We start from the raw sequence: 22,412 nt of genomic DNA, 5'->3' as shown, positions 1-22,412 counted from the left end.
TATCTGTTCTTGTTATCTGCCTTTTTTGGCCTTTTCGACCGCTTCTTTCTCTCGCTCCAGCTGCTCCATCAACAACCGCAGATACGCCCGGCGGGTTTCCACATCCAGCTCAATCACATCGTTAGGCGACCAGTGCAGATGATAGGCCAGGTAAAATACTTCCTGGTGTAGCTGGGCTAGGCTGCCGATGGCAGAGAGAAAAAACTTTTCATATCCAATGTGGTTTTGATCGGGCTGCCACAATGTTCACAGGTCAATTCTCGCGTTAGATCCACCCCTGGCATCTCCTGACGAAAGGCCCGTTCAATTCGGGCGCGGTCCCCCATGGTCAAATCGCCTAAAATTTTTGTTCCTAAGGCCTCACGGCGATTGGTTGGCATGTCCCCCAGACCCACCATGCAGCGGCTTAACAGGGCATTAGTCCCCCGTGAGGCATTGCTTTTAACAATGTTGGCGGTCTTCTCCTCATCGACCCCTGTAGGTAATCGGAAGCTCATGGTCGTATAGACTTCGCCGTTTTTATCTTCATAGCCGTCTTCCAGTTCCACCATGATTTCTGGAGGACCGCCGTTGTCGGCACGATTAACGGGGAGTTCGTCTAGCTCCTCTAAAATATGATTGGTGCCCCCGCAGGCGGGACAGCGATAATTCGCTTCAATGGTTTCTCCAAAGGTGATTTTGCGCAGCTCTAACAACAAATAGTTGCGGTCAGCGGAGGTTAGATCGGCAATCAGTTGGCGGTTGACACTGGTCACGTCATCTAGCTTTTTGGTGCAGCTGGTCAGCAGTTCTGTGACCAGCTTGCCAGCATTCTGACGTAGTTTTCGATCCGCCAGCATGGCCTCTTCATGGCCGCTCATTTTGCGCAGTGTAGCTGTTCGGTGTACCCGTCCATCCTCATCCATGTAGCCCACGGGTAGCTCAAAGTCAAATTCTCTTGTCGGTCGATTTCCCATTGATAGTCTCCTTTGCAGTTAAATCGAGTGATGCATAGGCTTGTCAACCAGAGCGGGCAGACTATGCGGTAATGCGCTCCAAACCGTTGTGTTCAATTTCAATGATTTGCTTAAACAGGTTGGCGGAGGCGGCTTCTAAATCAGAAAAGCTGGATTTTTTGACCCAGCCTTCAAAGAAAGCAAATCGCATCACCTCTTGTCCGTTTTCCATTTTGACGACGGCTCCGTTGCGGCGCACCGAAGAGCCGCCGCTAGCTCCGTTGAGCTGAAACATTTCATTAAACCAGTCCTGAAAAATCTGATCGTTGGGGCTGCCATCCATATTGCGCTCAATCACCAGGGGATCAAACTTAACGATGCCACTGGTGATTTTACGAACAATGGTGTCGCCGCCATCTGCTTGTTCAATGGTTTCGGTCATGCCTTCATTGAGACCAGTCACTTTGGTGATGGGCACTGAGGGAATGCCTTCAATCTCCAAACGAAACCCATGGGTGCGCCAGGATTCGCTAAAGGTAAGTTCTGCCATTGTTACTCTCCAATAATGTTGCAAAAATTGAGTGACTGCCTGCACCCACATCTAGTCAAGTGTGTCTTTTCTAAAGACAGAGAATAGATGGGGCTAGTTTTCTGTTGCGATCGCACCGCTTTCCTGTTGGCCAACCACCAAAATAATGGTTTCAGCCGGACGCACCGGATAGAAATACACTTCCACCGTTAGATTGCCTTGAGTGACCTGATCCGGCGGATTGTTCTCAGCATCGATTTTTATGGTCACTACCTGCTCCAGCGGATCGGATCCAAACGCGCCCTGACGCCACAAGCCCGTAAGGAATGGGGTGATCACGTTATAGTTAATCCGGTTCCACAGGGTTTGACTATTGGGTTCTTGAAGCACCCAGCGGAGACCATCTTTCAGCGATGTTTTAACAAAGTTAAACAGCCGTCGCGTGCCCACATACAGCCAGCGGGTGTCGGTACTCAAGGTGCGCGATGCATCCAGCACAATACCTCTACGAGGAATCGCGCGAATCCCGTTAACCCCACCGTTCTTCACCAGATCGGTATGGTCCACATCACTCATGTCAAACTCCACTCCCAGCACATTGCTGAGCTGGGCTTCATCCCCTGCGGGGGCTTTCCAAACCCCACGACTTCTGGCAATCCGGGCATAGGTCCCCAAGACATGACCATCGGGGGGGATCTCTAAACGAGGATTTGCCCCCGTGGTGTCAGTTGGGTTAGCCACCTGAATCCAAGGAGCGTAAAGCGCCCCGTAGACTTTGCTAGCACGCAGCTCACTGGCGTAGGTCTTAATCCCCTCCAGGTCATAGCCGCTAGGTGCTGTACCGACAAACATCGCGTCTCCACGTCGTTCACAGTAGGCCAAACTCGCAATGACCACTCCAGCAGACTGGGCCTCAGGGCAGGCCAACAGCTGTATTGAGGCCATATCGAAGGCATAAAGTCCTGTGCGCAAGGCTGGGTCACCTGTGTAGTCAGTATCTACTGGTGCGCCACCATCGCTGCCCGCTGTGGCAGGGGTTGCTCCCAACTCAAATACTCCCTGAGCCGGTGCTGTCTGTCCGACTCCAGAACCACTGTTCTGATTGGTGACGGTGATATAGCGAGAGCCGCTGATACCATTGTTCACCACTGCCTCAATCGCGTAGTCCAGGGTGGGCTGCATACTCAGGGCTTCAAACCGTTCAACCTCTACACCGTTCTGGCTGACAATCACGTCAAACTCTACCGATTGAATCCGGGCAAAGTTGGCGGGTAGACCCAACGCCGGGGACCAGGTAACAAATTTATAGACTTCAGACACCATATTTAAGGCCCGATAGTCTCGTTGCCCGGCAACAGCTGGACTGGTAACGGTATCAAATCCCAACAGAACGGTAGCATCGGGGGGAGACACGGGCGGGGGTGCGATCTCAATACTGGAACCAGCCCCGTAGCTATTGGCAAGCAACACTAGCTGCTGTGTGTGATCGAGGGCCGCTGTGAATCCCTGAGCCTGTCGGTTGATTGCCGCAACAATCTCTGTTGGCATAATGTTGGCAGCATCTAAAAAGTCACTGGCTGTAAAGGTAATCACGTTGGCGGACCCACCATCAACGCTAACCTCTATGCCTGTATCCACCAGGCCACTGGCCGCCGCTGTGTTAGGGGCGATCACATGTCCCCGTGTTTCCAGACGCACCGCCGACCCCGGCAAAAAACCAGCCGTATTTTGTAGAGTCGCCAGGGTAGTGGTGCCCACTAAGGCCCCCTCGCTGGTACTGGGAGCACCGCCAAACCCCAGGGCCGCTGCCGCATCACCAGCCACGGACAGGTGAGAGGTCGATCCAGCCACTGCGCTCGCTAACATCAGCTCCAGCTCGGGGGTAATTCCCACTCGGAGGGCTGTAGTTTGACGACTAATCGCAGCCACAACTTCGGCGGCTGAAGCCGAGGCAATGTTGATAAAATCCGTCTCTGCAAACGTGATGGTAATTGGTGGACTCTCACCGTTGACAATTACCTGCAGACTCTGGCCATCGGCCAGAGCAAACGGTTCCGCTGTAGTACCCCTAATTTGGGCAGGGATAGCTGCTGTACCTCGCGAATTATCAACAATACTTACCGACAGGGCATCTCCCCACCCCCCCGGATCCAGCTGACCGCGCATGCCAGCCTGAACATCAAGGGTGGCTGTGCCTAAGCGATCATTGAGAATTGCATTCGCTGGTCGGTGCCCGCTACCGACAATTCTCACCGCGTAAGCATCAGTGCCACCACTATCAAAAAAGCCGCGAATCGTGTGGGCTCCATAAAGAGGCTGATTGTCAGAACCAGTGGCGTAGCCGCCAAAAAAGTTAGCGTAGTCTGTAAACCCCTTGAGAGCAACCGGAACATTCGGTACACCCCGCTGACTGCGGATTAGAAAACCGGCTACTGATGTTTGGGCAGCGACAATGGTAGGGGCGGCACGACCATCCACTTCAACAACATTAACCCCAAGGTTAAAGGCCATAAGAGTTTCTCCTTGAGTGTTTCTCCTTATAGTTCATTTGCGGATGCACCGCTCGGCTGTTGCCCGACGATCAGGCGAATAGTTTCTACGGGGCGAGCAGCATAAAAGTAGACTTCTATGCGAAAATTTCCCAGGTTGACCTCTGTGGGAGGATTGTTTTCAGCGTCACACTTAATGCTAAAAACAGTATCCGGATCCTCGCTACCGAAGGCTCCCTGACGCCAAAGTCCCAGCAAAAAGGGTCTCACTACGTTTAACTGCACATTGCGCCGCAGGTCAGCAGTGTGGGGTTCCTGACGAACAAAATGTAATCCATCTCTGAGAGAGGTTTTGACAAAGTTAAACAACAATCGGACGTTCACAAACCACCAGCGAGTATCGGTACTCAATGTGCGGGAAGCGGTGAGCGTAATCCCGCTTCCGGCGGTAAAGCGAATGCTGTTGACTAAACCGTCACGCACCAGGCTGGTATGCTGACGATCGGTAAACTCTGCTGCAACAGACAACCCGCCTCGTACTTGTGCTGCGAGGCCAGCCGGTGCTTTCCAGATACCACGCTCTCGTTCTGTGCGAGCATAAATGCCCATAATGTGACCGTCGGCAGGGCTGTATCGAGTTGGGGCTGGGCCATTGCCAACGGGGTCATTGACTTCGATCCAGGGACCATAGAGGGCTCCATAGACTTTGCTACTTTGAAACTGGCTGGAATAGGTTTGGATACGAGAGAGATAATTGCTTTCCAGTTCATTGGGCTGACGGTGGGGCACCGTACCGACAAACATTAGATCGCCACGCTGGGCACAGTAGTCGAGGGCACTTTGGACGACGGTTTCTCGACCTGCATCTGCCCCTAACCCATCCACCAGAGTATGGGCATCAGGGATGGCCAGCAGCTGTACCTGAACCGTGTCAAACCCGTGGAATCCGGTCGTCGAATCTCCAATATAGTCATTAGCGCTGGGGACAGTCTCAGTCGCCAGGGTGCCAGGAGCCAGATTGGAGACAACCGCTGGCTGGCGTTGCAGACCCGTTGCACTGCTATTCAGATTGGTGAGAACAATGTAGTTCGAACCGGTAAATGCATTGTTTAAACGCGTGACTGCGTAGTTGGGCGAGTTGACCTCCATGGTCAGACCAGACCAGTCTTCGACAACGGTAAATGACTCACTAGGGGTGGCCTGATAGCGCACAATCAGTCGGAAGCTGTCGGTCTCGGCCCGGATATCCAACCGTAGGCGATTGCCCCAAATACCTGGGTCTACCTGCCCACGATAGCCAGCGGTCACCTGGAGCGTGGGTGCAGGGGTGATCTGGCGGTCATTGAGCACCCACGAGGTCGCTGTCGTGGTGCTGGCGACAATTCGATTGACATGGGCTTCTCGTCCGCCGTTGCCGAAAAAACCTGCGATCGCATACGCCAAATAGCCATTGGTCCCATGGCGACCAAAACGGTTACGAAATTGTTCTGGGCTACTAATGCGGACAGGTCGATTAGGCACTCCCCGTTCAGTCACCCCCAGGAAAGCTGCAACAGATGTAGGTGCAGCCTCAATGGTGGGAGTTGACCGACCATTTGCTTCAATAACATTGATACCGACATCTAAAACCATAATTTTCGTATCTCATGCTAAAAGAGGAATTGTGTAACAATCGGCTGTCAGCGCTAACCAGTGGAGAGATTTTGAAAGTTCAAAACGATTCCCTCCTGCTCTAAGGGAGCATTAGTCTGGGCTGTATAGATGCCGACCTGCTGTGCCCAGGGCTGTTCCTGACGCTGGGCCGTTTCCAAACGAGTGCCAATACGCACCCGTACCGTGGTCAAAATGCCGAGTTGTCTATCATCGGCCTCCAGGGGAGGCAGCACCCAAACCGGTGCGTTACTGCCATTAATGGGCAGGCCGATATCAATAGAGAGTCGTTGCAACAACCAACGATAGATTGCTAACTGCTGCTGCCGCTGGGGCGCAAGCACCACCAATTGATACTCCACCAAATAGGCCCGTGCTGCCGCTCGTGTGCTACACACCGTCAGGTCGCCTCGCTGCCGAAAACTATCTCGCTGAAGTGCATAGCCTGTCCTTTCTAGATCTTCTTGTACATCCAGCAGTGTCAATACAACCGATGGACTAGGAGGACTGGTGACAACAGAGGATGTTTCAACAATACTGGGTACAGTAATCGAAACCGTTGCAATATCAGCGGCAAGCACTCCTCTAAGCGGACTCTCTGGATCTAGCTCTAACGTCGTACTATCTCCAGCAGAATCGTGGGTGACTCCGATAACCGTATGGATTTCATCTCCTTCGCTGCCACCTTGTACCAAAATGCGATTGTCAACCGCAAAATCAGGCGTAAACGGTAAAACAAGTTGGACATCTCCAGGGCTGGCAGCCTGGCTCAGAGGGATATCGTCACGGATAAGCTGGATTCCCTGGGTATCAATCTGCTGCAATAGTGCTTGCTCCAAATCCAGGAGCATATCTTCACGCACAGTGAGCAGATCATCAATATTGCAAGTGAAGGGTAAATTGGTTAGACATCGCAGCTGAAAACCAGTGACGGCGCTACGCCGATCGTTCTCAACGCCAATGCGCCGCTCTTCCCAGGTATTAGAGCGATTGACCGGAACCAACCAACGATGCTCTTCCTCTGGGGCATCACCCGAGTCTTGATAGGCAAATTCTAGATAGAACGGATGTTGACTGGAGCCATTGGCCTGCCGGGACGAGCGAATCCAAAAACGAATTTCCTCAAATGCTTCTAAATCAATGGGAGCATCCGGTGTAAATGTAATCTGACTACCCAAGGCATCGGAGCTAGCAACCAAACGATTGCTAATACCATCGTCACCAACAAACTGTTGCGTATCAGTGGAAGTGACCAATTGCGCTGGGTTCGATGAAATCCATTCTGAATCCATGCGATGCAATATCAGGCTTGGCATCTGCTCCTTTACCTCAAGTTAATTGCTCAAGCTCTATTTCCCAAGGGCGAGTCCAAAGGATGCTACAACAAGACATGGCAGCAGTCAGCCAGATAATTGGCTCAAACAGCTAAGGCCACTCCCTTGTCTGCAGAATAAGTTGTTATTTCCAAATCATTTGTATATTGCAAACCCAGGTTTCTTCAAGCCCTATTCTTTGCTAGGTCAATATACTTAGCACATTTTAGTTAGTCCAAATATGCTACCCAAGACGAGTAGTTTCATTGTTTTACCATTAACGATATCGTGTATGGGCAATGGTAATAACCTTGATCACATATAATGCTTGGGTCGGTTCAGAATGGCGAAATACGATCTCTCCTGTGTGATTGACCCCATTCTCGCTTTGTCAAAGTATGGGCCTGATATCACTCGCCAATTGTCATCCATTTTAAATTTGTGGGTTTCAAGAGAGCTATGGAATATCCTGAACGATACAGATTTCTATCTCAATAATCTAGCAAAATTAGTTCCTCAAAATGTTAGCCATCCTCTGTTTGGAAGAGGATATACAACCTCTTTGGCAGGCTTGACTCAGTCCCTTAAAATCTGGGAAGAAATACGATCCGCATCCGACCTCAATGGCCTTCAGTTTTTTTGGATTGGGGATAGTCTTAAAAATTCTCTATTTCCAGAAAGGGACTATCTGTTGGTCGAAAAGTGGGAAAGGCTAACCAGCACGCTAGATGTTGAAATAGGCAATAATCATGCTGATAATAATGCGTTGATTTTTGCGTGTCGCGATGCAATATCACTATTAGCAACGATACAAACGTCGTTTATATTGTCCTATCAAGATGAAAATGAGTATTTAAATGGACACCCCCCTAAAATCTGCAAATTTCTGGAAAGCCTGAATATATCTTGTAGAAGTATTGTTTTAGAGGATGCATTCGCCAGTATTGAGACGGATAATTTACGTCAGGTGTTGACCTTGGCAAATTTGGCTCAATATAAATGGTGTGGTATCCATTTTTGCGTCATCTTTATGGTGCTACCGCTTACACGAACACAAATTTCTATGGGTATAGATAATAATTATCCAACTGCCTCACAGAGTGTTAGCATCCGGCCTGCAGTGGATGAAACGCTGGATATTTGGCGAGAGGCATCAGTATTCTGGTTAAAGATTTAATACTGAACATTTAATTATTTTAATCTTTTATTGTCGTTGAAGACAGCTGGAAAATCATGCAGTCATTAGGGTTACACCTCGATACATTGATCTTTTATGGGTTTGCATTGCCTAATCTTTATGCTAACAATTAAGTTGATTATGTGTTCAGCTACTTGCTAGATTCCGTTGATTGGCAGTTTCTTTATGAGGTTTAGTGGCGTAACTAAGCCGAAATCATTGATAAATGGCTAAAAGCTTTAAGTTTTTCAGCCTCAGCCTTTAAAACAGCCAGTTTCTCTAGGAAAAACTATTGTCAATCATCGCTCAAAGCAAGATCTTGTTCTGAGGGGATGAAGCGATCGCAACCCAAGGTAGAGTATTCGCAACGTATTATGTCAAATCTACTGGGTGATCATTGCTACTGGGCATGGTGCGATCTGTATTGCTTTTTTCTAGGCTACTTACTTTTAGAACTTTAACTAAGATTGGCCATGAACAGTGTTACAGCCTCCAAGATAGAAAAGTTGAGTTTGTTCGGTTCAGACTTGCTGACTAATGCCCTAGTCAATTTCAAGTTGTTTGAACTGTCTCTTTATATTGTTTCTTACAATGATCTTAAACAGGTGTTAAACAAAACAGAAGGCTCAAGCATAACAGGGCTTTTATCTGAACCTACTAATAAGGTGGTTGGGAAAATCACTATAGATGGGCAAGATTTTATGGTGGTCCTAGGAAAAGATATCTCTGCCCCTGTGTCCAGTAAAATCACCCATCAAGGAGATATGCTTCATGTTCTAACGGGGCGGGAACTTGAAATTGCTATTTTGGTAGCCTCAGGTTGTTCAAATAAACTAATTGCTAAAAAGCTCGGTATTAGTTCATGGACTGTTTCATCACATCTGCGACGAATCTATTCAAAGCTGAGTATAGAAAATAGGGCGGCGTTGGCTTGTAGATGTGCGGCCTTGGTTACCTCACAAAACTTATAAGTGAGTAGACAAAACTATCCATCAATTTTAAACCATCAGGATATTTGACTCCCTTCCTTGACCATCATCCAATGCCGGAGAAGGCTAGCTTCAAGAAATGGGTTGATAAGTTATTAATCTGTCATCATTTGAACCAGATGAGCGGGTCATAATGGGAATGTAAGGGTGTCAAACATTACAAATAGCAAAGGAGGTATTTTTATGCACGGTGTCGCCCCTTTCGTTTGTTTTGACTGCCAAACTACTTTTAAACGTCCTGGTAAGTTTCCAGGATTTATCAGGGTGTGTCCTCACTGTGGTCATACTGCTTACCAGATGGGTGTTAAATTTCATCCACCTAAAAAAACAAACCAAGCGCTGTGGGATGTCGTTATCTATCTTGCCAAGCACGGTTTCTATTATCAGGAAATACACAATCTGCATGGATATATCTGGGAGAAGGTCAGATATCCAAATACCCTCGCTAAAGCCCAAGAATTCGTAAAGCACTTCTGTGATCAAGCCATTCGTGTCCTTGCTGAGGATCCATCAGATATTGAGCTGCCTTCTCATCCAGGAGTATTGAGGTCTAGAAGCGACGTTTAGGCTAATTTGGCATTTTTATGTACAGCCGTTCATACTGTATCTGCCTCAGTGAACTAGATGGTATTTCTCAGATGCTTTTCAGTTTAGAGGCGTATTACTTTATGTGATCTTTCTTTCTCTGCGCCATGAAACGCTCAATTCTTCTTTCTCTAGCACTGGCGAGTACGGTGCTCTTAGCTAGTTGTGGCACATCTAGCCCATCCTCAACTGCTACCGCACCCGCTGGCACTGAACAGGCTGCAGCACCGACCTATGCAGTATTTGCTGAAGACGGTATAGCAATTCGTGGTGCCGATCCGGTGGCTTACTTTACTGTGGGTGAATACACACCGGGTAGCGATGAATTTACCTATGACTGGGAAGGGACCACCTGGCAGTTTGCCTCAGCAGAAAATCGCGACCTGTTTGCGGCTAACCCTGAGGACTATGCTCCACAGTATGGTGGTTTCTGTGCCTATGCTGTGAGTCAGGGAACCACAGCATCCATAGAACCTACTTCTTGGAAGATTGTTGATGGCAAACTGTACTTGAACTACGATGCCAGGATTCAAGAGCGTTGGTCTAAGGATATTCCTGGCCACATTGCCCAGGCTGACCAAAACTGGCCTGGCGTGTTAGCGAACTAAGGGTGATTCTGGCTCCGTTCTGGTTGTTCTGATGCATTCTGCTGGAAGGTTTCCCCTGGGCGGAGTCGTAGGGGGCAAATTATCTAAGACTTGGTTGAATGGTACACTGGCGCGGCCTGGAATAATGAACTTTCAGGTCATTCTACTTAGTCGAGATGTCCGTGAAGTCTGCGCGCCAAAAGCCATCTTTCCTACATGCCTGGGTATTGCCCGTTGCCACCATCACCTTATTTTTGTGTCTCAAATTTTTATTTATTCGCAATATGGGGTTGGTGAATGAGATCCATCATTTGCCGCTGTCTCGTCATTTTGCTGAGCCTACCTGGCTGGCACAGGATATTTACTACAGTGAGCCACCAGGCTATCGCGTACTTTTTCAGATTTTATTTGGCCATCTGACGACAACAGTAGGGTTTCTGGCCACATCAATCATCGGGCGCATTTTAGGCTATCTGTCTGTAGCGATTGGTCTGTGGGCTCTGGCCCGACGGTTGGGGATAGGTTTGCTCACGCTACTGGTGGCCATTGGTTTGTTTGTGTATGTGCGTAGACCCCAGGGGGTGATGGCTGGCGAGTGGCTGTTGGGGGGAATTGAGCCTAAGGTATTTGCTTACAGTGCTCTGTTTATGGCGCTGTCGGCTATGGTCGCGGCTCGCTATCTATGGATGACTGCATGGCTGGGGCTAGCAGCATCGTTCCATGCTCTGGTGGGGGGCTGGGCGTCGATCGCTGTCCTATTGTGGTTGATGTGGCGACGCTCTGATGTGTTGCTGGATGGTCGTCGCTGGCTGGCTGCGATCGCAATCTATGGTCTTACCGGGGTGTTTGCCCTCTCCGCTGTTTTAACCCAGCTACTGAGTCCTGTCGAAGCAAGCAGTATCTCTCCGGCCTATATTTATTCTTTTTTACGCAATCCGCACCATGTTAATCCTTTGGCCTGGCCTATGGATGAATGGTGGTTGTTATTAGCTTACCTGTTGGTGTTTGGCAGCTGTGCTTTCTATCTGCTGCGGGCGGTACCTCAAGATTCAAAAGCTGCTGAGCTGACCCGTCACCGGACAGACTTTTTCTGTTACGTCCTCTGTACGCTGATCCTATTTGGGGCAGGCATTCTGATTGCTCCGCTGGACCGCAATGGTCAAATTTTGCAATACTACCCCTTCCGGGTGGGGGATTTAATGTTGGCCTTAGGAGCCGCCATTTTTCTAGCGCTAACTCTGGAGAAATTACTGTGGCAGCATCGGCGGGGTGCGATCGCAATCACCCTAATTATTCTGACGGCCTTTGGCGCAGAAGCCGTACGTTTTTATAGCAAAGGCATGGAGTTAAGAATGTTCCCTATTGAAGCCAATGGGGTCAACGCTGAAATGGTGCCATTGGCTGACTGGCTAAAACAAAATGTCCCAGATGGAGAAATTGTCATTTCATCTCCCGTCAAAGCTGCTGCCCTGCCCTGGCTTTCCGATCATCCATCGGTGGCTAAATTCCGGTTTGTTCCTAGTGCATCGTCTGCCGATGTTGAAGACTGGTACGAACGCATAAGTGATCTGGGGGGTGGCATTGATCTGCTGAGCAACGTCAACCGTCGGACTGACTCTCGCCGTCCGATTAGGCATATCCTGAGTGAGGCCTACGATAGCTTAGATACTGCCCAGGTCATCACCTTGATGGATAAGTATCAAAGCAACTATATAGTAACCATTGCCCAGCAGCAGCTAGAGCTGCCTGTTGTCTATGAAAACTCTCGATATCGAGTGTATGCCTTAGATGATAAAGATACCTAGCAATCGTTTTTAGAACTCATATCGGGCACCTAGCTGCAGAGAATGCACTAGGAACGTGTCAGCATCGAAATCAGTGTCAAAAACCTCAAAGTCTTGACCTGGTATGCCATGTAGTCGATAGCCTAAAAAGATATTAGCCTGTCTGCTAATCTGATAGCCAACGCCTGCCTTAACCTGGAAAACAAAGCTGGTGCCAGTGTCATCCAATGCTACTAAGCCAAGACCTGGGATATCGGTTTCAATATCATCTGCGGTTAATGTAGCGATGCCAACACCACCACCGATATAAGGGCTAAACCGGCTGTTAGTTGGGATGTCATAGTAGCCAGTGACCATAAACTGGGTAGATTCGATTTCTCCATCCAGGGAAATTTCATCTAAGTCGTTGACTGTAATACTTTCAACATCGTTATTGGTGTAAGCCACTTCTAGTTCTACGCGAGCATCGTCAAAACGATAGCCAACTGCCCCATTAATCCCAAATCCTGTTTCCGTGTCTAAAGAAATATCAATGGGAATATTCGTCACGACAGCTGGGCCACCAGGAACTAGAGGGGCTGTAGTTACTGCAACAGGACCATCGGAATCAATGTCGATTGGATAATCAAAGATTAAACTTGGTCCCAGGGAAACATACCAGCCATTTTCATCCGCAGCCTCTAAAGCAGCCTGAGCGACAAAAGTGTTCGAACTATCGCCTAAAGACTCTGACTCTAACGTCTCTGAATTATCGTCTAAAGACTGCGATTCTGTTGTCTGTGCTTTGGCAGGAGAGAGGATACCTGTTAGGAGCACCATCAAAGTTGCTGAGGTGTAAACCAGAGCGTTTAACTTATACATATCAGTTCTGACTTGAGAGTAGATGTCTGTCAGTATGATATGCCTTCTATGGAATAAAAAAAGAGCTCGTTACAACAATATGCAAGATCTCTCACAATCTGTGGGGAAACTACAAACTGTCGGTATAGAGCAAAGAAAGAAAGAGTAAAGGTAAGAGGATAAGAGAAAAAAAACGAGATTTGAATTTTTAGGAGCTTACACTGTCTTTTTCAGCCTGTCACTTGCTATAGCTGTGGTTTCAAGGTGTTTGGCAAACAGCTGTCCTCGCCTGAAAGATTGAAGACGCTCAAATTGTGATTCTGAAATAAACCACAATTTGAGACGTCTATGGGATATATAGAGATCTGTAGTCTGACAGAACCGAAGATTTACCCTAACAGCAAAGTCTTGCTTCTCGCTGCAATAGCATCTGCGGTTAAACCGTTGAAGGTAAAGAGTTGACCTGGGCTAGCAGTTGTTTCACCCCGTTTCCAGGCCAGCACATCGCGGGTCAGGCTGCTGCGCAGCATAACCGGCTCTAGCATGGCGCTGGTACCACCGGTAACACCAAGCAATGCATCGCCTGCAAAGAGGTTGGCAAAATCACTATCGCTCAAAAAGCCATCGTCACCATTGCGGCAGGTTTCCCAGGCTACATCGCTAGAACGATAGAGTCGTCGAGGATTGACAACTCCGACAACCTTAGAACCAATGCCAGCTGCCTTCAGAGTTTCAGCTGCTTCTAGAACAGGCAACAGCATCATGTCGCCAATTACTGCAAAGACAACAGTCTTCTCGCCGGGGGTCTCTTGGAGAATAATGGCTCCTTTTTCTAACGCCTCACGAGTTTGAGCTAGTGTAGTCCGGATCGGTAGAGGAGACTTGCTAGCCGTGATGGTGATGCCCTTATTGCTAGTGCCCACGGCCCATTCATAACAAGCTTGGATACTGTTGGCATCAATGGGGAACAACGGGAAGACATTGCCGTTACGCATCATCGCAGCAAAGTAATTCTCGATTTCAGGGCGTTGGTGAGTCCAGCCGTTACGTCCCTGCTCCAACGCACCTGCGGTAAAGAGACAGATAGTAGACGGTGTGTTCCGGCGTAGTTCAGCCATGGCTTGGGTAACGGTTTGCCAAATAGGCAATCCATTAATGGCAAAAGACTCATAAGAGCACCACAGGCTGCGGCCGCCAAACAGCGCCTGGGCAGCAGCCATGCCAGCACAAGCATCTTCGCTCAGCGGTTCATAAACCTGACCGTTAGGTCCCTGGAAATATAGCTCGTCTGTTGTCGGGTGAACAATCTTCAGTGCCTGGTTGATATTGTTGATGCCTGAGGCAGCATTACCATCGGCATTGGTGACAACAAAGTTAGAATCCTGTTGCCCCACATGAGCTACCAGGGCCCCCATTGCGGTGGTGGCCACTTGCTTATCACCGCCAATTGGGAATTCATTGAAGGGGAATTGCCCCAGGTTTGCTAGACGTAGTTCTGATTCAGTAACGGCAGTTTTTACATTGGGGCCACCGTTAGAGCGCTCAAAGTTGGTACGTACCAGGTCCCAGCCAACAGCTGGCAGTGCCCGTGCCTGTAAAGCACTAACAATGTAATCTTTGTCCAGGTTGTCACCGGGGTAGAGATTATGGGATTTGGCACCTCGCTTGTGGACACCAGCTCCTTTGAGCTGTTTGATGATCAAAACGGTTAGCGTGCCAGATAGAGCCTGTTTGGCGGCTTTGTCTGTGGCTTCAAGAATGGCCTGGGTAAAGGCGAGGCGTTGTTTGAGGGAAAATGCGGTGCTGTCTACATAAGGACCCGACTGATCGGCATCGTCATAGTTTTTGGCATCCACCAAAATCACGTCCTTAAAGCCATTCCCTTGCCAGTAGGCGATCATAGCCTCATTTGACTGGGTGGACACCATACTGTGGTGTTCCTGGGAGAAGCCGTTCCACACCAGAATTGGTAAGAAATTGGTGCGTTGGGGATAGGCCGTGTTGAAGTGGGCCATGCTGCTCATGATGTAGGGCTCACCCAGACCACCATCGCCAATGGTGACGGGGAATAGAGTACCGGGGTTAAGTTTGGCACCGGCCATGGCAAAATGTTGTCCCTGTCCCAGGGGACCGGCGGGATTGAGCAGCCCTGGAATTTGACCTGACAGATGACCGAGCAGACCATGGGTTTCGCGAAAGCGATCGCAAAGTTGGCTGACGGTCTCAATCTCCATGGCTTCTAACGAGCGATCCAAAAAGACCGTGCTGTAAAAGCCAGGGGCATGGTGTCCCACTTCCGTAATTAAGTTTTTGTAGCCCAACATCACCAGGGCCGCAATCCCGTCGGCCACACTGGCAAAGCCACCTGGATGACCAGACTGTTTGCTGGCTGTCATTTGTAGCGTCAGGTAACGTAGGGCGTCAGCGGCCAACATAGTTTGGTAAACGGCTTTAGGATCGCTGGGGGATGAGATCGCAGCCTCCCCTTCTCCGATCGCAGCTGAGTCTAGATAGGCCACCATTTCAGCAGGAGCCTCACCAAAATATTGAATACCGTCACAGAATGCCGGAGTGGCGTATGCAGTTACCGTCATGGACTTTCGGACCCCTGAACTAGAGATGGGCAGCAAATAGAAATGGCCAGCAGCCCAGAAGACAACGCTGCCGACGTAAAAATCATAGCGTATTTTCTATAGTAAACTCGGCGATCATAGAGAAAAGCAGTGATTAAATATAGACGTCATTTGATCAGCCCGGAAATCGCTCAGGGTAGGCACTCTCTATCCGGCATTATGCATGGGTGAAGCGTGTCACCAGCATTTTTTCAATCAGAGCATCGGACGGTTGCTGCTGGCCGCTATGTACCCATTGGGCAAACCGCCGGGCTACGGGGAGGAGCATGGCAAAGGGGCTGGTAAAGCCAGAAAAGACGTGGACGCCGTCTATGTCAGGCAGTGGGCCGATTAGCGGTAGGTCATCACGGCTAAAGGTGACTAAACAGTGTCGCCAGTGGCCGGGAAGATTGGCCAGGCAAGGTAATTGAGCTGTAATTCCCTGACGCAGGCTCGCTTCACTTTGGGCAGCGTCAATCAATGAGGTGTCCAGGTCCGTTCGAAACCGACTGATCTGGCCGATATAAGTAGAACCATCTAAAAACTGAATTACTCCAGTGTCTAAAATTGGCGGGGCGATTTTGTGGGGTGGCCCATCCCAAAGGCTATCGGTGGCTGGTGCACTGGCTGTGGCCTCAGCGTCAAAGCGGCTGGCCACAGCTGGCATAATCAGAGTGCGCAGGGATTGTTCCACCTGGGGTAACGCCATAATTTCAGCATGGGTGTGATACAGCGGCACCGACAGCTGCGCAGCGTTTAGCAGTTTTCGACTGTAACCGCCTGCGGCTACGGCCACATTGGCGGCGGCATAAGCTTGAGTTGCGGTCAGAATGCCAGTGATACGGTTTTTGACGCGCACTAAGCCAGTGACTGAGGCAATCATTTGCTGGCCGCCTAGGCGTCGAAAAGCCTGGTTAAAAGCTTCTAAGGTTTTCAGGGGATTAACGTGACCATGCTTGATGGTGAACGCTCCGCCAATGGCATCGAGCTTAAGTTGGGGTTCAAGAGCGTGGGCCTCTTGGGCTGAGATCAAACGCGGTGCGATCGCAAACTGCCCATACTGTTTTTCCAAACGGCTGCCATCGACATCAGGGGCAAATGTCAGCAGCAAATCCAATTCCCGAAACTCCGTTGGCGCTTCCAACTCATCCGACAGCTGACGATGGCGTTTAATTCCCTGTTCACAAAGCTCTTGGGTGATGGCATCGGTCCCCGACCAATAAGCAACCCCCCCATAGCTGCAGCGAGTCGCACTGTCTGCATTACCATCATCCACCAGCAGCACCGATAGCCCTAGTCTGGCTAGCTCATAGCTCAAAGCGGCACCAGCTAGGCCATTGCCAATCACAATCCAATCAAACGTTTCCATCAGCTCCCCCTTTAACCCAGTACGGCTGCACGGCCCATACAATAATGGCCATACCATCGGGCATGATAGTACGGCCATTGATCTAATTGTGAGTGTCTAAAGTCCTTGACTCAGCCCTTGGTAGCATGCCCAGTCAATTCAGCGCTGGGTTGTGCAACTAAACTCTCCAGATAAAAACTGTTGACGCAGCGAGAGAGCCAGAAGCAGCTACACCTAAGCGGCACAGCCAAATAAACTATCCAGGTAAAGACTGTTCACATGGGGTTGATTGACCCCATTTTGCAATAAGAATAAAGAAAGTGCGGCCTGCATCATCCGTTCCTGACTCCACAATTCGTGGGTATTTAAATACTCCTGAACAGATACATGTAAAGTCTCGGGAATCTCTACCATGAGACTGACGGTAACGGGGGCTGTCGCTGAATTCATCGGCTGTAAAGCTCCTTCAAAAAGTACATGTAAACATGACAAATTAAGGCCTGGTTGCCACCCTTGTCCAAGTGTTGCTGAAGTATCTTTTGGTCGCACCCTATATGCAGGACAAGGAAGTAACAGACCGTCTGAGTTAGTGGAGTTTCATTGTGCAGGAGCCTATAGAAAATCGCAATGGCTCTGAATCTTTAGATTTTCCTAACAAGATTTTGACCCCCACGAGACAATCGGGGTTAAGCCAGGGTTTTGTTTACATGTGGTTACTCAACCATGCTGATCCCCATGGGTTGAGAGTTTTCCACAGAATCGCTGAATTGACACAGTTTTGGTTACGGCCTGGGGAGAACTTATCCAAAGATGTGGAAAACCTGAGGAAAGCCCTGGGGAAAACCTGCGATCTTGTGAAGAAATATAATATTTGTAGCGGAGCCGACGTTAGATCCTGGATTAAACGTGCTGTGGTGCCAAAGCATCAGTTCTGTGGATGGCTAGTGCTGCCCTCTGAGAAGCTGGGATAGCTGGTGTTTGTATATTCCCTCTGAGCTTGTTTACCCGATGGAGCGCTCTCACTATAAGTGAGGCACTAGGGATGAATCTGATTCAAAATCATCCTTAGCCGGTCATAATCATCCTTCAAAAGTGTTCCCACTGTCCGCCCAGCCAATACTAACCAATCTCGATCAAATTTTCTGAGCTGATACACCTCACGAATTGCTGCTGCTACCAAGCTTTCACTTGGTACCCCACCTACCTGCAACAACGTTCGCAAAAAATCCAACTCATCGGTGAACCCAATTACTTCATTCGGTTCACACTGATACACCGCCTGATGTACCTGTGGCGGTCGCGGTGGCAAATGCTGATAGCAACGTCCGTCCCGAGCGGATGTCTCAAACCCCACGATCGCAACTCGAAATTCAGTTTTTAACATCGCAAAAATTTGTGGCTGCTGCTGTCGCAAATCCTCTAGCGACATGCCCAACGCCCTTGCCCGATGTACTGAGTCAATCGGGCTAGTGGTGGCATGGTAAACCACCCCATAAATCTGATTGTCGGCTTCCTCATCAAACGACTTGACCCAGCTGCCAAAGGGTGGCATTGCCGGAAAACTTAAATCCTCCGGCTCTAAACATTGGGCCAAAAACTCAGTCGTTGCGGTTTCAATTACCTCAGCAATGTGGGCAGGGTTGCGATCGCGCTCAGCTAGCTGCGGTAGAGGAAGACGCATAGTGACACAGTACAAACGTCCTCAGTACATTAGCACCATGCCCAAAAAATGACATCCCACCGGGAAAAATGCAGGGGCTCCCCTAATGGATGTTCTGGTTATAAATACCCCTATTTCTTCTTGCCGCGCTTAGGCTTAACCACCTCAATTTCAGATATTTTGAAGGTCACCAGCTTATCCCAGTTGCCCCCTTCAAACAGCACAGCTACCTTACCATCCGTAATTCGCTGTACTAGTCCTTGAAACCCATAGTAAGTGTCATTTACATTCGTCACCTTTACCGGAGAGCCAGGCAAAATCATCATGAGCGTTGCTTTGCTAGAGTTTCAATAAATAGTTTAACGGTAGGTTGGGGTGCCACAACGCCAAAACCCTCACTCCGATCTCAATTTCTCATCAACCCAACCGATCGAACCCCATCGCCTACCAACCGATTGTGAGTAAAAAGGTTAGCAATATTGGGTTAATAAGAGCCTTCAAGAGAGGATAGAACTGTTGGTTTGGGGTCACCCAACCGACGTTTCACACTGAGCTTTAAAACTTCAACCGATGCTGAAAGTTCGCCACCGACTCCACAATGCCGATGCCAATAAAATTTGTCAGTAATGACGATCGTCCATAGCTCATCCAAGGCAACGGAATTCCTGTAATCGGAGCTAGACCAATGGTCATGCCAATGTTGACCACCACCTGAAACACAATCATCGACAATACACCAATTGCCAGCAGCGATCCAAAATTATCCTTCGCGTTTTGAGCAATGATAATCAGCCGCAAACAGATAAACCAGAAGGCCAATACAATAGCCAGAGCGCCCATAAATCCCAGCTCTTCACCCAGAGCAGAGAAAATAAAATCCGTATGCTGCTCAGGAATAAAGCTGAGCTGAGTTTGCGTACCATGGAATAAGCCGCGTCCCCAAAGCTGACCTGAGCCAATGGCAATGCGTGACTGAATTAGGTGATAGCCGCCACCCAGGGGGTCCTGCTCAGGATTGAGAAACAGAGTCAGACGCTCGCGTTGATAGTCTTGCAGCAAGTTCCACAATAGCTCACCAATCTTGCCCGCAATGGAGTTGACAACAACGATAATCAGCGTGCTGTACCACCGTAGCGGCAGCGTCATCCAGGCAATCGCCCCAGCCAGCACTACCCAGCCAATCCATACAGGAATCGATAGGGTAAAAATAACCGCAGCGATGATAGGCGAGATCAGTAGCACCAACCAGCCAGGGTTCATGTTGCTCCAATAAAGCATCCCCAGCACAATTGCGCCAAAAACCAGCGAGGTGCCCAGATCAGGTTGCAAAAAAATCAGCACCCAGGGAACGGCAGTAATCGCCAGAGCTTTTAAGAGCCCCCCTAAGGTCGTTGATTCTCGATCTTTTAGAGTGGCTGCCAAAGTGATAATGATGCCGATCTTGGCAAATTCTGAAGGCTGAATATTGAAGCCACCAATGCTGATCCAGCTCTGGGCACCATTGCCTACAGTACCAATCAGCATGACCGCTACCAGGGATAGATTGGTAATTAAATAGATTACCCAGCGCCACTCTAATAGAGCTTCATAGCGACTACGGGCTATCCACATACATAAAGCTATACCCAGGGCACCCATGATGACATGGTTCCAGGCTAGGTCGGTTTCTCCGGTATACAACCTGGTGCTAGCAATCAACAGACTGGAAAACAGGGTGATGCCAAGGGGCATTATCAACAGCAGCCAGTCAATGCCGCGCCAGGGGTGTAGTGAGCGGTGAAACCATTTGCCTAGGAATGCGGTTTGAGCCATACAAGCAAAACGAACTGCGTGGTTGTGAAAAGAATGTGGTCATTGTTTGTAGAATCGTTCTACATTTCTACAAACAATGACCAAGTGCCTATGTTAATGCGGCTACCGAAATCTTAGCCGCTACCTGCTGAGAAATTTTGGTGAGAGCTTCGGCTGAAGCAGAGCCGGGTTGAGATAACACAATGGGTTTACCTGCGTCGCCACCTTCCCGTACTGGCATTTCTAACGGTACACAGCCCAATAAGGGTACTCCTAATGCTTCGGCGGCTTTGGCTCCACCTCCGGAGCCAAAAATGTCATAGGTCTTGTCGGGCATATCCGGTGGAACAAAGTAGCTCATGTTTTCCACGATGCCCAGTACACGAACATTCAGCTGTTCAAACATCTTTAAACCGCGACGAGCATCTGATAGGGCAACGTCTTGGGGAGTGGTGACAATCACTACACCCGCCATGGGCACGGCCTGGGCCATAGTCAGTTGGGCGTCGCCTGTACCTGGAGGCATGTCCACAATCAGATAATCTAGCTCCCCCCACTGCACCTGATATAAAAACTGGCGAATAATGCCATTGAGCATTGGGCCTCGCCACACTACAGGTTGGTCTCGGTCAATCAAAAATCCCATGGAGACCAGCTTGACACCATGGTTAAAGGCGGGCTCTAGTTCCTGCTGACCACCAGTGCCATCTCTAACAACAACGTTGCCATCTTTCAAACCCATCATGATGGGGGCATTGGGGCCATAGATATCGGCATCCAGCAGACCGACTTTAGCTCCAACTTGGGCCAGGGATACAGCCAGATTGACAGCTACGGTGCTTTTGCCGACGCCACCTTTACCGCTGGAAACGGCCAAAATATTTTTGACCTGATCAATACCTTGCTGGTCAGGAAGAGACGACTTTTGCTGAGGAGTTTCAGCAGTGACTTCAACCGCAACTGAGGCCACACCTGGCAGTGTTTTTACAGCTTTCTCACAGTCTTCAACAATAAATTCCTTGAGGGGACAGGCTGGAGTGGTTAGTACAAGAGTAAAGCTCACCTGACCGTCATCGACGGCTACATTGCGGATCATGTTGAGCTCTACCAAGCTTTTCTGCAGCTCAGGATCTTGAACGGGGCGCAGCGCGTCCAGAATTGCCTCAGTTGTCGGCATCATGTTTTTGTAAAACGGGTGGACAAATTCTTAAGCGAATATTTACAGTCCATTCTAAAGTGTCATGTCCGATGCATTGGCAACATCACATGGGATGTCTTTATGGCCTCTATAGGAAACCTCAGCAAACGTCCGTTAGCTAAAAATGTCTCGGTATTGGTTGGGGACAATGGCGGATGTAGTGGCTTGTTCAGCAGCCTGAGCTAGGGCTGCTGCTACTCTGGTGGCATAGGGGCGTAAAAATGACCAGGCGACTGGAGATAACCAGCCTTTGAGTTCTATGGAGTAGGAGATACGGGTACCACACAGGGCGGATTCGAGCCGATAAATGGCCCGTTCTTCTAGCCCTGGCACTGGAAAAACCCGCAAGCTGATGCATTCTCCTGGCAGGACGCTTTCTACAAAAATTTTGATTGGCACTGGCACCCAGTGGGCGAATACTCGATAAATCAGCCCAGGTTTAGCTTGCTGACCGTTGGGGGCGTTGGTGGCGGTAATCAGCGGATGCCAGGATGCTAGACCTGCTAGATCGTTCATTTTCTGCCATAGCACTTCGATCGAGGCGGTGCTACTGACCTGATAGTGTTTCTCCAGTATTGTCCTATTTCCCTGGGTCAGAGCTGATCGCCTGACAGCCTTAGGGGGGCGGCGACGGAAGTGCTGTTTGAGTGACTGAAACCAGAGTCGAAGCATGATGCGCCTGTAGTCTACCTGATTAATCGCTATAGCTTCCATGACAACAAATTAATGCTGGTCAAGCCACCTTCATAACGGTGGATGCGGATGGTCAGGGGCTGATTAACTGGGTTTGACTACTTGAATTTTTTATATTGAAAGGCATTTTAACCTCGGGTTAACATTTCACCTACTTGCTAACCTAAGGACATGGTTGAAAACGAAGACTCCACATAGGTTTGGGCTTTTGTCAAGGATTGTCACACTGTGT

20 protein-coding genes and 1 pseudogene are annotated in these 22,412 nt (G+C 49.3%); 6 read left to right on the top strand and 15 right to left on the bottom strand.

The genetic code is table 11. The features are described from left to right. Positions 1-12 precede the first annotated feature (12 nt). From N836_RS76925 to N836_RS44415, 6 genes are all read right to left on the bottom strand, one after another. Positions 13-243, bottom strand: a complete 231-nt coding sequence (locus tag N836_RS76925; protein WP_071789021.1) for a hypothetical protein — start codon at positions 241-243, stop codon at positions 13-15. Next, entirely contained in the window at positions 177-956 is a 780-nt protein-coding gene (locus N836_RS44435; protein WP_023071072.1) for a T4 family baseplate hub assembly chaperone, read from the bottom strand. The genes N836_RS76925 and N836_RS44435 overlap by 67 nt, the downstream gene beginning before the upstream one ends. A gap of 61 nt (positions 957-1,017) precedes the next feature. Beyond that, on the bottom strand, positions 1,018-1,485 hold the full coding sequence (locus N836_RS44430) for a phage tail protein (protein ID WP_161634927.1): 468 nt from the start codon (positions 1,483-1,485) through the stop codon (positions 1,018-1,020). A 93-nt stretch (positions 1,486-1,578) separates the two neighbouring features. Beyond that, positions 1,579-3,975, bottom strand: a complete 2,397-nt coding sequence (locus N836_RS44425; protein ID WP_023071070.1) for a phage tail sheath C-terminal domain-containing protein — start codon at positions 3,973-3,975, stop codon at positions 1,579-1,581. 26 nt (positions 3,976-4,001) lie between these two features. After that, complete coding sequence (locus N836_RS44420; protein WP_023071069.1) at positions 4,002-5,585, bottom strand: phage tail sheath subtilisin-like domain-containing protein; 1,584 nt, start codon at positions 5,583-5,585, stop codon at positions 4,002-4,004. A 53-nt stretch (positions 5,586-5,638) separates the two neighbouring features. Next, entirely contained in the window at positions 5,639-6,919 is a 1,281-nt protein-coding gene (locus tag N836_RS44415) for a hypothetical protein (RefSeq protein WP_152532057.1), read from the bottom strand. 340 nt (positions 6,920-7,259) lie between these two features. Here N836_RS44415 and N836_RS44410 point away from each other — a divergent pair, with 340 nt between their 5' ends. From N836_RS44410 to N836_RS44395, 5 genes are all read left to right on the top strand, one after another. Beyond that, on the top strand, positions 7,260-8,093 hold the full coding sequence (locus N836_RS44410) for a hypothetical protein (protein WP_023071067.1): 834 nt from the start codon (positions 7,260-7,262) through the stop codon (positions 8,091-8,093). 473 nt (positions 8,094-8,566) lie between these two features. After that, positions 8,567-9,064 (top strand): response regulator transcription factor, encoded by a 498-nt coding sequence (locus N836_RS77395; protein WP_023071066.1) that lies wholly within the window; start codon positions 8,567-8,569, stop codon positions 9,062-9,064. Between the two features lie 201 nt (positions 9,065-9,265). Then, positions 9,266-9,649 (top strand): hypothetical protein, encoded by a 384-nt coding sequence (locus N836_RS44405; protein WP_152532056.1) that lies wholly within the window; start codon positions 9,266-9,268, stop codon positions 9,647-9,649. A 125-nt stretch (positions 9,650-9,774) separates the two neighbouring features. After that, positions 9,775-10,275 carry a YHS domain-containing (seleno)protein gene (locus N836_RS44400; RefSeq protein WP_023071064.1) on the top strand — a complete coding sequence of 167 codons (501 nt, stop codon included), beginning with the start codon at positions 9,775-9,777 and terminating at the stop codon, positions 10,273-10,275. A 161-nt stretch (positions 10,276-10,436) separates the two neighbouring features. Then, positions 10,437-12,059: a hypothetical protein gene (locus N836_RS44395; RefSeq protein ID WP_152532055.1), complete on the top strand. Its 1,623-nt coding sequence runs from the start codon at positions 10,437-10,439 to the stop codon at positions 12,057-12,059. A 9-nt stretch (positions 12,060-12,068) separates the two neighbouring features. Here N836_RS44395 and N836_RS44390 read toward each other — a convergent pair whose 3' ends face one another. The 4 genes from N836_RS44390 to N836_RS44375 all read right to left on the bottom strand — a co-directional run bounded on the left by N836_RS44390 (position 12,069) and on the right by N836_RS44375 (position 17,288). Continuing rightward, a complete protein-coding gene (locus tag N836_RS44390) occupies positions 12,069-12,899 on the bottom strand; it encodes a P44/Msp2 family outer membrane protein (RefSeq protein ID WP_023071062.1) in 831 nt (276 codons plus the stop codon). Between the two features lie 368 nt (positions 12,900-13,267). Continuing rightward, positions 13,268-15,472 carry a transketolase gene (locus N836_RS44385; RefSeq protein WP_023071061.1) on the bottom strand — a complete coding sequence of 735 codons (2,205 nt, stop codon included), beginning with the start codon at positions 15,470-15,472 and terminating at the stop codon, positions 13,268-13,270. Positions 15,473-15,668: 196 nt separating this feature from the next. After that, positions 15,669-16,859 carry an NAD(P)/FAD-dependent oxidoreductase gene (locus N836_RS44380; RefSeq protein ID WP_023071060.1) on the bottom strand — a complete coding sequence of 397 codons (1,191 nt, stop codon included), beginning with the start codon at positions 16,857-16,859 and terminating at the stop codon, positions 15,669-15,671. 213 nt (positions 16,860-17,072) lie between these two features. After that, positions 17,073-17,288, bottom strand: a complete 216-nt coding sequence (locus tag N836_RS44375) for a DUF2811 domain-containing protein (RefSeq protein ID WP_023071059.1) — start codon at positions 17,286-17,288, stop codon at positions 17,073-17,075. Between the two features lie 152 nt (positions 17,289-17,440). Here N836_RS44375 and N836_RS44370 point away from each other — a divergent pair, with 152 nt between their 5' ends. Continuing rightward, the gene (locus tag N836_RS44370; protein WP_023071058.1) at positions 17,441-17,809 is read left to right on the top strand and encodes a hypothetical protein; all 369 of its coding nucleotides are present in this window, start codon (positions 17,441-17,443) and stop codon (positions 17,807-17,809) included. 65 nt (positions 17,810-17,874) lie between these two features. Here N836_RS44370 and N836_RS44365 read toward each other — a convergent pair whose 3' ends face one another. The 5 genes and pseudogenes from N836_RS44365 to N836_RS44345 form a co-directional block, all read right to left on the bottom strand. Then, positions 17,875-18,519, bottom strand: coding sequence for an HAS-barrel domain-containing protein (locus N836_RS44365; protein ID WP_023071057.1), 645 nt, complete (start codon positions 18,517-18,519; stop codon positions 17,875-17,877). 110 nt (positions 18,520-18,629) lie between these two features. After that, positions 18,630-18,827: pseudogene (locus tag N836_RS44360) on the bottom strand (NAD(P)H dehydrogenase subunit NdhS); the annotation flags it as partial. A 226-nt stretch (positions 18,828-19,053) separates the two neighbouring features. Further along, on the bottom strand, positions 19,054-20,310 hold the full coding sequence (rodA, locus tag N836_RS44355; protein ID WP_023071055.1) for a rod shape-determining protein RodA: 1,257 nt from the start codon (positions 20,308-20,310) through the stop codon (positions 19,054-19,056). 88 nt (positions 20,311-20,398) lie between these two features. Next, positions 20,399-21,469, bottom strand: coding sequence for an Mrp/NBP35 family ATP-binding protein (locus N836_RS44350; protein ID WP_023071054.1), 1,071 nt, complete (start codon positions 21,467-21,469; stop codon positions 20,399-20,401). Positions 21,470-21,601: 132 nt separating this feature from the next. Next, entirely contained in the window at positions 21,602-22,201 is a 600-nt protein-coding gene (locus N836_RS44345) for an SRPBCC family protein (RefSeq protein WP_023071053.1), read from the bottom strand. Positions 22,202-22,412: the final 211 nt, after the last annotated feature.

Source organism: Leptolyngbya sp. Heron Island J, from assembly GCF_000482245.1.
In the GTDB taxonomy this organism is placed as follows: Bacteria; Cyanobacteriota; Cyanobacteriia; order Phormidesmidales; family Phormidesmidaceae; genus Leptothoe.
This window is presented reverse-complemented; position numbering and strand designations above follow the sequence as displayed.